Source organism: Vibrio sp. 10N.222.52.C3 (assembly GCF_041474195.1).
GTDB classification, from domain to species: Bacteria; Pseudomonadota; Gammaproteobacteria; order Enterobacterales; family Vibrionaceae; genus Vibrio; species Vibrio crassostreae_C.
In genome coordinates, this window is the sequence record NZ_JBFRTQ010000002.1 from 20,551 (window position 1) to 32,953 (window position 12,403).

A 12,403-nucleotide genomic window follows, 5' to 3' on the forward strand; every position below is an offset into this window, starting at 1 on the left:
GGTTTTCCGCGAGCATTAAGAAAATATTTTTACGTATTATAGAGAGATGCTTGGGAAAAACCACAGTAAGAGAATAATTTATGCCTTGTTCGCGTGCGAATTAAGCAGCTTTTCCACTTCTGCCATGAAAAATGTCAATCCGTCTTCATCAATTTGAGAAAAACGACCAATATTTGGACTATCGATATCAAGAACACCCACAACTTTGCCATCGATAGAGAATGGAATAACGATTTCTGAGTTACTTGCAGCGTCACAAGCGATGTGACCTTCGAACTCATGCACATCATGAATACGCTGAACTGTGTTTGTCGCAACCGCAGTTCCACACACACCACGCCCTACCGGAATTCGAACGCAAGCAGGTTGACCTTGGAATGGACCCAGTACTAGTTCGTCTTTTTCCTTAGCTAAATCCTGCTTCATTAAATAGAAACCCGCCCAATTCAAGTCATCCAATTCCATGAATAATAATGAACTGATATTAGCAAGATTAGCAGTTAGATCGGTTTCTGATTCAATTAATGCAACGGCTTGTTTGGTTAAGCGTTGGTAATGTTCTATTTTCATATTAACTTCCAATTAAATTGAGACTTCCATTATCAAGAGAACGCAGTAGAATGCGGCCATCAAACTAAATAGGACTTATTCTCATTACAATGAACCATTCAGAAGACACTATTAGCCGTTCTTGGTTAATAACTCAAGTAAAAAAACACAAGTCCAAATTACTGTTTGCTAACATTATTGCCATACTTGCAACTCTCATCAGTGTCCCCATCCCGTTGCTCATGCCATTAATGGTTGATGAAGTATTACTTGATAAGCCTGCTTCTGGCTTAGAGATGATGAACCACCTACTTCCATCTTCATTACAAACACCGACTGGCTATATAGCACTAACTTTGTTGTTAGTGATTATCATGCGCTCCGTTAGCCAAGCGCTGAACATTCTGCAAGGGCGCCAGTTTACGCTTGTGTCCAAAACAATTACCTATCAAATGCGCAGCAAGATGATAGATAAGCTTGGCCGCATCAGTATTCGACAATACGAAACCAAAGGCAGTGGCGGTATTAACGCCCACCTAATAACAGACATAGAGACAATAGATAAGTTCATTGGCTCGACTCTTTCTAAATTTATCATCAGCTTCCTGACCGTGTTCGGGACAGCGATCGTGCTGTTGTGGTTAGAGTGGCGTTTAGGATTGTTCATTTTATTGGTCAATCCTGTTGTAATTTATTTCTCCCGTAAACTAGGCAGCAGGGTCAAACACCTTAAGAAATACGAAAACCAATCTTTCGAGCGCTTTCAAAACCGTTTGGTGGAAACCTTAGACGGCATTTACCAACTGCGTGCGGCGAATAAAGAACGTATCTTTCTCGATGAACTTAAGGTTCAAGCAAACCAAGTAAGAATCGATGCAGACAAATACGCTTGGCAATCTGAAGCTGCTGGCCGTGTTTCGTTTCTGCTGTTCTTACTAGGTTTCGAGCTTTTCCGTGCCGTCGCTATGCTAATGGTGTTATTCAGTGACTTAACCATTGGTCAGATTTTCGCGGTATTTGGCTACTTGTGGTTCATGTTAGGCCCGGTCCAAGAGCTACTAGGGATTCAATTCTCTTGGTATAGCGCGAAAGCGGCACTACAACGCATCAACGATCTTCTTCAGTTAGAAGAAGAGAAGCGCCCTATCAGTAAAGTGAACCCATTTACTGAAGATCAAGAAGTGACAGTTGACATCGAAGACGTTACATTCTCTTACACATTAGAAAACACTGTTTTAAATAGGCTATCGCTGCACATCCCTGCAGGTAAAAAAGTCGCTTTGGTCGGTGCGAGTGGAGGGGGTAAATCTACGTTAATCCAGTTGCTGATTGGGGTTTACCAAGCAGACTCAGGTTGCATTCGCTATAACGGTGAAACAACCGATGACATCAGCTTTGATGTAATACGCAATCAAATTGCCGTTGTTTTACAACAACCTATACTCTTTAACGATACATTAAGGCATAATCTGACCCTTGGTGCTGAATACGACGAAATGTCGTTGTGGCGTGCGCTTGAAGTCGCTCAAATGCAAGATGTCATCAAGCAACTGAGCAATGGCTTAGATACACAAATTGGTAGGAATGGCGTTCGACTGTCTGGTGGTCAACGACAACGCTTAGCAATAGCTCGTATGGTGCTGAGCAATCCTAAGTTTGTTATTCTTGATGAAGCGACATCTGCACTCGATACAGCAACAGAGTCAGCACTGCATAAAGCGTTGAGCGAGTTTTTGAAAGATCGCACAACTTTGATAGTGGCTCATCGATTATCAGCGGTGAAACAAGCCGATCTAATCTATGTTTTAGAAGATGGACAAGTCACACAGACGGGAACACATGGTGAATTGGTTGAACAACAAGGACTCTATCAAACACTCTACGGCAGTGTGCAATCGCACGCCTGATGTTTGTGGCTCTGAGTCTTTAAGTCGGGTTGCTAACCTAACTTACGTTTCAACTTGGGAGGTCGCGTGACCTCCCCATCCGTAACCAACCCTTTATCAACAAAACACCAATGCGACAGCAGCTCAGTGCGTCTTTGCCAGGGCTGCGAACTTCCCGTAGATAAAATGGACATCCCTTTAGGGAAATCAGCTTACTGCCCAAGATGCGGAACTCAGCTTTATAGAGGCGGTACCCCTAGCCTCTCTGGAAACCTAGCAATCGCAATTACCTGCTTATTGCTGTTTATCCCATCGCACTTTTTTGAATTCATCAGTATTCGCCTGATTGGCGTCATGATACCCGCGACGTTACCATCGGGTGTTTTTACCTTAATGGGCGAAGGCTTTCCTCTACTTGGTTTGCTGATCCTGTTCTGCAGTTCGATCGCTCCGTTGCTCGTGTGCACCTCGGTACTCATCACTCATGCATCACTGCGTCTTAAGATCTTCACACCCTTTCGTTATGCATTAGCCATTATTCAGACTCTCAAACATTGGATGATGTTGGATGTGTTTCTGGTAAGTTTGGCGGTCTCATGTTTCAAACTGCAAGATTACTCTGACATTTTCGTCGGCCCTGGTTTGATTGGCCTGATTCTTCTGCAGCTTTTCAGCGTATTACTAGTAAGCCGTATCAGTGTACGTCGCTACTGGGAAGCTTGGGCAAAAGAATCCGAATACTCTTTTGCTGAGAGTAAGAACGTACACTGTCACAACTGTCACCTATCTCAGCCTGACGGTCATACTTGTGTGCGTTGTCACCATAACTTATACCACCGCAAGCCCTACTCTATACAGAAAACTTGGGCTCTGCTATTTGCCGCATCCGTGGCTATCGTGCCAGCCAATGTCATTCCTATTTCTATTCTTATTACCAACGGTCAAAGGCTAGAAGACACCATCATTTCCGGTGTCGCTTCGCTGATTAATAGCGATATGTATGGCATCGCTGCGATCATTTTCATTGCCAGTATCGTCGTGCCAGTCGCGAAAATACTGGGCCTCGCGTACATCTTAATCTGTATCAAGATGAAGCGCGCCGTTTACCACAGGCAACGTATGACCATCTATTTCATCGTGAAATGGGTGGGGAAATGGTCGGTAATGGATCTGTTCGTTATTTCGATCATGATGACCTTGGTCGACCGCGGGCAAATTTTAAACTTTACACCAGGTTATGGTGCAGTCGCTTTTGGCGTCGTAGTTGTTCTCACGATGCTAGCAGCGGAAAGCTTAGATCCTAGGCTAATTTGGGATAACTACACCTCTAAAGATGAGTCAGTGAATGAACAACGATAACCAATCACAAACGTCATATTCACCAGAAGTAAGGAAAAACAAAGGCATCTCCCCTTTGTGGATTCTGCCGATATTAACCGTCGCCTTAGCCGGTTGGTTGGTCATGAAATCGATACACGATGCTGGGCAACGTGTGCAAATATACTTCTCAGATGCCGCAGGTTTAGTCGCAGGTCGAACAACGATTCGTTACCAAGGCTTAGAAGTGGGTATGGTGCGCGACATCACTTTATCCAAAGATCTATCGAGCATCTATGTCGATGCAGACATCTACCCTGAAGCGAAGAAGCTACTCTCAAAAGGCACTCGTTTCTGGCTTGTAAAACCGACAGCAAGTTTGTCGGGTATCTCAGGATTAGACGCACTTGTTTCAGGTAACTATATTGCTATCCACCCGAGCGAAACCAAACAAGACCCAGAAACCATTTTCCAAGCGTTAGAATCCTCCCCTTCTGATTTACTGGCTTCTGAAGGTTTGAATATTTCACTGACGACCAAAGATCTGGGTGGCGTATCTGTTGGTTCTCAAATCGTTTACCGTAAAATCCCAATTGGTGAGGTTTACAACTACCAGTTAAACGACAACGCGAAATCCGTTACGATTCAAGCGTCGATTAAAGATGAATACAGCCATATCATTACCGACCAAAGCCGTTTTTGGAATGTCAGTGGCTTAGGTGCCAGTATTGGCTTTTCTGGTGTTGATGTTCGCTTAGAGAGCCTAAGTGCATTGCTTGGCGGTTCAATTGCGGTCGACTCTCCAGGAGAAGGCCAACCGGTTGAGATGAATACTAAGTTCAAACTCTACCCAGATCTGAAAACAGCGGGCCGAGGTATCTCTATCAAGATTGCCGTTCCCGATGATAATAAAATCAGTGCAACGGGTGCTCCGATCATGTATCGCGGCATTGAAATCGGTCAAATCACTGATTTATCGCTAAGTGAAGGGCGTGAAAACGTCGTTGCATCTGCCGCTATCCAACCGGCATTCAGTGACTTTTTAAACAGCGGCAGTAAATTCGTTCTAGAAGAGGCTGAACTGTCGCTTACTGGCATGAAAAACATTGCCAATTTAGTGACAGGTAACTTTTTAACCTTGGTACCGGGTGAAGGTGAAAAGGCGCGTCGATTTACTGCAATCCGCAAAAATGAATTCAGTCAGGAACAAGAGAAATCCGTTGCGATTCGCTTAACGTCGAACAATTCGTTCGGGTTAGATGTCGGTACACAACTTCTCTACAAAGGCATTGCCGTTGGCTCTATCATCCATGTGGGATTAGTTGATGGTGTTGGTACGGGCTCTGATAAACACGAAGTCTTCATGGATGCACTTATCGATAATGAGTACGCGCACCTTATCAAAAGCCACAACCGTTTCTTTGTGACAGGTAGTGCGACTGCAGAGCTAACCGAATCAGGCTTGAGTGTTACGGTCCCACCAGCAAAACAGCTTCTTACCGGCTCGATTAGCTTTGTGAGTGAAGGTAAATCTGAAGCTCGAACGGACTACCAACTTTTCCAAAGTAAGTCGTTAGCAGAAATTGCTAAGTTTAATCAGTCTGGTTCAAAGACACTTTCTTTGTTTGCCAGTGAGTTACCTTCAATTTCTAAAGGCAGTCCACTCCTCTACCGCAACCTACAAGTGGGTAGTATTTCTGATTTTCAGCTTGCCGACGGTGGCGTAAGAATCAAAGTCACAATCGAAAATCGTTACACGCACTTACTCAACAAGCACACTGTTTTCTGGAACCGATCAGGCGTTGAGGTTGATGCGTCGCTATCGGGTATCAGCATTAAAGCGGCACCAGTTAAAACCCTTATCCAAGGCGGTATTGCTTTTGACTCTCTGCCGGGAATCGACAACAAACTTGGTGACGTGTGGAAGCTTTACAAAGATTCAAAATCTGCTCGAAAATTTGGCCGCGCGATTACTATCACCTCTTCTGGCGATCAAGAAGTCAACAAGGGCATGGCGATCAAATATCAAGGTGTCACTGTTGGTGAGGTTACTTTGGTGATTCCGAACTTCAACAAGGGCGGCATTGAAATTACTGCGCGTATTTTACCTGAGTACGTCGACAAGATTGCCGTGACGAACAGTCACTTCTGGTTGGCAGAACCTGAGATTGGCCTTAATGGCATCAAAAACGTCTCTGCGCTGCTCTCTAAACACATCAACGTAGACCCGGGCAAAGGTGAAAGAAACACGAAATTTGAGCTTAGCAAAGGACCTGTGCAGCCTGAAGGCAAGATATTCCAACTGCAAAGCGAAACGCGCGGCTCAGTATCTGAAGGTACACCTATCCTATTCCGTGAACTAGAAATTGGCAGTGTTATAGATGTTCAGCTGGGCGAGTTTGCTGATCGCATCATATCTACGATTCAAATAGAACCTGACTACGCGTATCTAATCCGCGCAAACACCGTGTTCTGGAACGTGTCGGGCGTCGATGTCTCTATCGGCCTGTCAGGCGCAAACATCAAAGCCGGAACGGTAGACAGCTTGTTAAGAGGTGGTATTACATTCTCAACGCCACCGACAAATGAACTTCAACCAGTAGCAAGCGAAGATCAGTCTTTCTACCTCTATCCTCAAGCCGAAGATGAGTGGAAATCATGGAGAACCGCAATTCCTCGTCCATAGAGTGAACTCTCTGACGTTTCTGGAAGATTAATTCTTCATCAAAATGCAGCCATTAGGCTGCATTTTTGTTGTTTGCTGCAAATATGGTTTAGGACGGCCTCATTTTGCTTTAAACTCCCCGCATTAATGCAATAAATCGAGATACTCTTTTGCACGCTAACGTATATATTCCTGAAGAATTCCTAACGCACATCGAAGCAATCATGCCTAGTCATCTAGATATGGCTTCTTTTGTTGCGTCATGCCAAAAACCACTTCGTAAAAGTATTCGAATCAACACATTGAAAATCAGTGTTGAAGACTTCCTAGTACGAGCAAAAGAGAAAGGCTGGGAACTGGAACCTGTACCTTGGTGTGAAACGGGCTTTTGGATTACAGCGGACGAAAGTGAAGCGCCACTAGGTAATACGGCAGAACACATGTCTGGTCTTTTCTACATCCAAGAAGCCAGCTCGATGATGCCACCCTCGGCACTTTTCCAAGGCGAAGCTGATTACCAAGCGGTGCTAGACACTGCGGCTGCACCCGGCTCTAAAACAACGCAAATCGCTGCGCTAATGAATAATCGCGGTGTATTGGTTGCCAATGAGTATGCAGCAAGCCGTGTGAAAGTCCTTCACGCTAACATCGAACGTTGTGGCGTTCGTAATGCCGCTCTAAGTAACTTTGACGGTCGAGTTTTTGGTGGTTGGTTACCAGAACAGTTTGATGCTGTGTTGCTAGACGCACCCTGCTCTGGCGAAGGCACCATTCGTAAAGATGCCGATGCGATGAAGAACTGGACGTATCAATCAGTGGTCGACATTGCCGACACGCAAAAAGATCTGATTGAAAGTGCATTCCATGCTCTTAAACCTAATGGTGTTTTGGTTTACTCAACGTGTACGCTTAGCACCGAAGAGAACCAACAAGTGTGTCATCACCTAAAAGAAACCTTTGGTGATGCGGTTGAATTCGAATCTCTGGAATCACTATTCGACAACGCAAAAGCAACCACGACAGAAGAAGGCTTTCTTCACATCTTCCCACAGGTCTATGACTCTGAAGGTTTCTTTGTTGCACGTATCCGTAAACTAGCGTCTGTTACTCCACCAGAAGTTAAAAAACGTATGGGTAAATTCCCATTTGAAAAAGCATCAAAGAAAACTCAGCAAGAAGTCGCTGAACAACTAATGAGTACTCTCGATATCGAATTGCCAAGCGATACTCAGGTTTGGATTCGCGACAAAGACGTTTGGCTATTCCCAGAAGCGCTAGAGCCGATGATCGGTGAGTTCCGTTTTTCTCGCATGGGAATCAAGATCGCTGAAACCCATAAAAAAGGTTACCGCTGGCAGCACCAAGTAGCGACAACGCTCGCAACAGGTAATGAAGCTAATGTTGTAGAGCTTAGTATTGAAGATGCTCGTGAATGGTTCATGGGCCGCGATGTTCGCCCTGAAAACTTGTCAGGAAAAGGTGAAGTACTAGTGAAGTACAATGGTGCAATCATCGGCCTTGGTAAGTGGGTTGGCAACCGAGTGAAGAACGGTTTACCACGCGAACTCGTGCGCGATAAGAACCTTTTCTAAAAGCGTTCGCACTGAATACACCTTAATAAACAAAAAGCCCAAACAACGTTAATTGTTTGGGCTTTTTCTATTCTATCGGCCATATAAGTCAGTGTGCGAGCGCTTGTAAATCAACAGCTAATTATATAAATATCAATTCAAGTCACTATTTCCAAAAAGAAAAATCGCACTTTAGAGAATCTAAACTAGACTTCAATCTAACAGTCAAAAGATTAAAACGATTAGCGTAGGCTCTTCGGAGCCCTTTCCCCTAAGCCCAAACAGGAAGGTTTGGGCTTTTTTTTGACCGAAAGGACCGCTTACTTAACTAAGCTGATACCTTCTTTGTCGATAGTGATCTTGCCAGATTTGTATAGACCACCAATTGTCTTCTTGAACGTACCTTTGCTGGTTCTGAATGCAGAGAAAATAACTTCAGGAGAAGACTTATCATTCAAAGGCAGGTAACCGCCTTTCTTCTCAAGCAGGTCAAGAACCTTAGTGCTTAAGTCATCCATCTTAGCCACACCAACCTTCTGAAGAGACAAATCAATCTTACCGTCTTCTTCACGAACGTTTTTAATGTAGCCTTTTAGTGTTTTACCAATGAACAGCTTACCGATGATGTCAGATGGGAAAATCATACCCCAGTGTTCACCGTTCACGATCGCTTTGTAACCTAACTGGCTGCGCTCAGCGATAATGAGATCGACTTGCTCATTTTGCTTATAAGTCGCAGGCGTGTTGTCTAACCATTTGTTGAACTTCGTTGTACCAACGATACGGCTCGATGCTTTATCGATATACACATATACTAAGATTGACTGACCTTCGTTTAAACGGCCACGCTGCTCGCTGAAAGGAACAAGAAGGTCTTTACCTTTCACGCCCCAGCTCATGAATGCACCAGTGCTGTTAACACCTTCAACCGTCATCAAACCAAACTGGCCTACTTGAGCTATTGGTTTTTCAGTCGTTGCAGCGATCTGGTTGTCAGAATCTATGTATAAGAAAACATCTAGCTTTTGACCAATTTCAACACCTTCAGGAGTAAATCGTTTCGGCAGCAACACGGTTCCATAGTCGCTCGCGTCAAGGAATACACCGAAGTCTGCTTGTTTTACTACTTCTAAGTTGTTTATTTGACCAATATTAATCATCAAGGTTGTCTCTACTTTAAATTTGGCGGAGATTATACGTGATCTCTGATATGCTTTCGCTAGTTTCATTCATATTTTTACATTCTAGGAGACATCGTTGATCACCGTTGATAAACAAGATGCGATAACACTTAAAATTAACCATGCCATGGCTAAGACCAAAAAGCTCGACATGGACGTTTATCTATTCATTCCCGGTGAACTTGGACTGACTCCTGAAGTGCTTTCTGAAAGTGCCTTTTTCTACAGCTCAATCACTCAAAAACGTGCCTACTATAGTGACAAAACACTTTTACCTTTGGTACACAGTCGCTTGGCAAAACGTGGACGCTTATCTACAACACAGTATCGTGTCAGTTTGAGTCTATTTGCCTACCAATATGTTATCGCGTTAGATAAAGCAGTCAGCAGCTTAAATAAAACTGATAGTGACGACGTAACGGCTGATGAAGTAGATGAAGTCATTGAATTGGCTTTAGATATCTTGAAGAAGCTACGCCGAAGCATCCCTTACGAAGAAAATCTCAAGCGCTACTACGCTAATATCGATAACTACCTATCTTGGTATACCGAGCAAAAGTTCCTATCGCTAGTTTCACACATGCCACGAGGTAGTGAGTATTCAACGATTAAAGAACGACTCTTAACGCTTTGTGATAAAGAGACCGCGCACCGTAAACTGAACCGCTACAACTCAGCAAGAGTTCGAGAGGACGTTACCCGCTTGAGTAACAAGATGCGTTTGCTGCGTCGTTTGATTGAACACCCTATCGTGCTTAAAGAAAAGACAACGTCGATGGGTAAGAACGTTAAGCGTGCCGTGAAAGGCATCGCGACCGGTTTGGTGATGGTTGTCGTGACCACTACTGTAATCTTGGCTCGTGACTTTCTTGGTGAGATTACCGCCTCTTTCATCGTGGCAATGTCTTTCATTTACGCACTGCGTGAGATCTTTAAAGATGACTTGAGAGACATCCTTTGGCGCTGGCTGCGTAAAGGCAAGCCAAAATGGAAGCGTCGTTACTATGATCCAACGACCAACAAGTCAGTAGGCCATAAACTGGAATGGTTGGACTACGCAAATTTTTCTAAGCTTGCAGATCGCATTCAGTCGATCCGTAAAAAGCGTGTGGTACAACGTGAAGAGCAAATCTTGCATTACCGCTCTCATACTGAGATGTCGACATCGACCTTTATGAGTGGTTATGAGGAGACTCGTGAAACGTTATCGATCAGCCTAAGAGCGCTGACACGGTTGATGGATAAAGGCTCAAACAAGATCTACCGCTTGAATGAAGGACAAGTGAGCCGCGAATCAGTAGAAAAGCGTCATCTTCTCAACCTGATCATTAAAGAGAACAACCATGATAACGAACCAACCTACTACCGTTGGAAGATCGTTATGAACCGTTCAAAAATAGTTGATATTGAGCAGATCACTCAAGAGTCATAGAGCCGTTATAAAGTTCTCTACAACGGTATGTGGAAACCATTCACATACCGTTGTTTTATCTCTTCAACGTTACCCATGACTTCTAAACCAAAATCTATTATTTAATCGCTATTTTCTTGAAGGGACTTTCTTAATTGAAAGCGTAAGCGTGAACTCCGCCATCGGCTCGTCACCATGTAAAGATGGGCAAGTCGCGATAATGGTTACGGGTTGATTGACCCGTTCTCCGGTCGACATGGTTTCTGCCAGCATAGTGTTGATCAGCTCACCGTCGTTACAAGTGAAATGCACATCACCTTCAGGGCGCTTCAAAAAGTTACCCGTCACCTCTTTAAAAGCCAACGAGATCTTTTCACCTTGCTGCTGAGATTTGCTCATCGCAAGAAACCCACCCGCGACATCCGCACCTACAGCCAAAACGCCAAAGTACATACTGTTAAGGTGATTCTTAGTACGCCTTCTAAGCGGGATTTTCACTTCAACATGTTGGTTGTCCAACGCGAGTAGTTTTGGTCGGCACAACCAGATAAGTGGGACTTTGAAAAAGCCAAACATGCTTAAGTAGAAATTTGCTTTTTGTAGAGGGGTCAACATTCGAATTACCTAGCCAAGTTAGTCATCAGACCAGTTAATCGACTAGCGATAAGAATGTCAAAAAAATGTTACAAAAAAGAGATATCATCGCACAATGATATCTCTTTCATTCTCAAAGCATTAGCGCCTTAAGTCGGCTTATCAGGCAAGCTAATCGATTTATGCAGTCACGACCGTTTCTACGCCTTCAAGATCAGCTATGTAACCTTGTAGACGTGGGTAATCCACTAAACCTTGAGTTACTAGCAGCACTGGCTTCTTCGCGTTCAGGGTTGCTTTAACAATCATATCCAACAAAGTAATGACCGCCTCATTTTGTGGATCAAAAGCGTGTTGCTGAGCTTCATTGTGTTTGTCTACGCCTAAAGTGAAAGACGCTAAGCTATCAACGTTTACCACTACACCATCGAAGTAATGCAGTAAACGTTCGCTCAGTAGCACTGCAGAAGGCACATCGCACGAGAACAGTACTTTCAAACCGTTAAGGCCGCGTGGTAGCCCTTGCTCGGCAAGCAGGTCAATAATCTTAGCGGCATCGCTTAACGCACGAACGTAAGGCACAACTACTTCAACGTTGATGCCCTGCTCACGTAATGCCTTAATAACCTGACATTCTAAAGCGAAAGCCTTGCTGTATTCTGGTGTCGCGTAACGAGCAACGCCACGAACACCTAGTGCAGGGTTAATCTCTTCTGCTTCACAGTTCCCGCCAAGCAGCGAACGGAATCCATAGCTGTCTGCACTGCTTAATGCGATACGAACAGAAGTGTGATTTGGCTGAACGGCAGCTTGAATGGCAATCACTAAGGTCGAAACAAAATGCTCATCGACTGTTTTATCGCCAAGGATCGCTTCTAAAGACGTTTTTTCAATATCAGTCAAAGTATCTAAGTGACTCTCGATACTTGGGTGATAAAAGACACGATCCATCACCAATTCTGATAGTGAAACGTATAAGTGGTTGGAATTATTATTATCGTTATAAGAAGGCAGCACATCACCTAAGACAAGTTCTGGGTGCAAAGTGCTTTGATTTTCTTGAGTCATTGCTGCTCCAGCATTTTTATGTTGTGTTCAAACGAAAATACCGATAGCTGCCTGTTAATACAAGTGAAAATCCCTTATTTGACGCTGGCCTGCTGATAAAAATAAGAATATTAGCAATAACTGAGATAACTTTGACTCAATAGAGTTTATTCCTCTGTTCA

9 protein-coding genes are annotated in these 12,403 nt (G+C 44.0%); 5 read left to right on the forward strand and 4 right to left on the reverse strand.

What is annotated here, in order from left to right:
• Positions 1-78: 78 nt before the first annotated feature.
• Complete coding sequence (locus tag AB4517_RS00330) at positions 79-570, reverse strand: GAF domain-containing protein (RefSeq protein ID WP_372147672.1); 492 nt, start codon at positions 568-570, stop codon at positions 79-81.
• Between the two features lie 89 nt (positions 571-659).
• On the opposite strand from AB4517_RS00330, the gene AB4517_RS00335 reads away from it, so the two are divergent.
• From AB4517_RS00335 to rsmF, 4 genes are all read left to right on the forward strand, one after another.
• Positions 660-2,456: an ABC transporter ATP-binding protein gene (locus tag AB4517_RS00335; RefSeq protein ID WP_372147674.1), complete on the forward strand. Its 1,797-nt coding sequence runs from the start codon at positions 660-662 to the stop codon at positions 2,454-2,456.
• 54 nt (positions 2,457-2,510) lie between these two features.
• A complete protein-coding gene (locus AB4517_RS00340; RefSeq protein WP_372147675.1) occupies positions 2,511-3,794 on the forward strand; it encodes a PqiA/YebS family transporter subunit in 1,284 nt (427 codons plus the stop codon).
• Positions 3,781-6,438, forward strand: coding sequence for an MlaD family protein (locus AB4517_RS00345; RefSeq protein ID WP_017071903.1), 2,658 nt, complete (start codon positions 3,781-3,783; stop codon positions 6,436-6,438). The genes AB4517_RS00340 and AB4517_RS00345 overlap by 14 nt, the downstream gene beginning before the upstream one ends.
• 149 nt (positions 6,439-6,587) lie before the next feature.
• A complete protein-coding gene (gene rsmF / locus AB4517_RS00350; RefSeq protein ID WP_017063836.1) occupies positions 6,588-8,009 on the forward strand; it encodes a 16S rRNA (cytosine(1407)-C(5))-methyltransferase RsmF in 1,422 nt (473 codons plus the stop codon).
• Positions 8,010-8,308: 299 nt separating this feature from the next.
• Here the strand turns inward: rsmF and AB4517_RS00355 are convergent, their stop codons facing one another.
• Positions 8,309-9,217 (reverse strand): S1 RNA-binding domain-containing protein, encoded by a 909-nt coding sequence (locus AB4517_RS00355; RefSeq protein WP_017059694.1) that lies wholly within the window; start codon positions 9,215-9,217, stop codon positions 8,309-8,311.
• A gap of 28 nt (positions 9,218-9,245) precedes the next feature.
• Here AB4517_RS00355 and AB4517_RS00360 point away from each other — a divergent pair, with 28 nt between their 5' ends.
• Entirely contained in the window at positions 9,246-10,601 is a 1,356-nt protein-coding gene (locus AB4517_RS00360; RefSeq protein WP_017063834.1) for a hypothetical protein, read from the forward strand.
• A 108-nt stretch (positions 10,602-10,709) separates the two neighbouring features.
• On the opposite strand, the gene AB4517_RS00365 is transcribed toward AB4517_RS00360, so the two are convergent.
• Positions 10,710-11,195 (reverse strand): PaaI family thioesterase, encoded by a 486-nt coding sequence (locus AB4517_RS00365; RefSeq protein ID WP_017059696.1) that lies wholly within the window; start codon positions 11,193-11,195, stop codon positions 10,710-10,712.
• Positions 11,196-11,354: 159 nt separating this feature from the next.
• The gene (locus AB4517_RS00370; protein ID WP_017059697.1) at positions 11,355-12,242 is read right to left on the reverse strand and encodes a putative PEP-binding protein; all 888 of its coding nucleotides are present in this window, start codon (positions 12,240-12,242) and stop codon (positions 11,355-11,357) included.
• Between the last annotated feature and the right edge of the window lie 161 nt (positions 12,243-12,403).

Bases quoted from the DNA above. Each gene is read 5' to 3' on its own strand.
- AB4517_RS00330 (WP_372147672.1), bottom strand. From the start codon at position 570: ATGAAAATAGAACATTACCAACGCTTAACCAAACAAGCCGTTGCATTA.
- AB4517_RS00335 (WP_372147674.1), top strand. From the start codon at position 660: ATGAACCATTCAGAAGACACTATTAGCCGTTCTTGGTTAATAACTCAA.
- AB4517_RS00345 (WP_017071903.1), top strand. From the start codon at position 3,781: ATGAACAACGATAACCAATCACAAACGTCATATTCACCAGAAGTAAGG.
- AB4517_RS00355 (WP_017059694.1), bottom strand. From the start codon at position 9,217: ATGAAACTAGCGAAAGCATATCAGAGATCACGTATAATCTCCGCCAAA.
- AB4517_RS00365 (WP_017059696.1), bottom strand. From the start codon at position 11,195: ATGTTGACCCCTCTACAAAAAGCAAATTTCTACTTAAGCATGTTTGGC.
- AB4517_RS00370 (WP_017059697.1), bottom strand. From the start codon at position 12,242: ATGACTCAAGAAAATCAAAGCACTTTGCACCCAGAACTTGTCTTAGGT.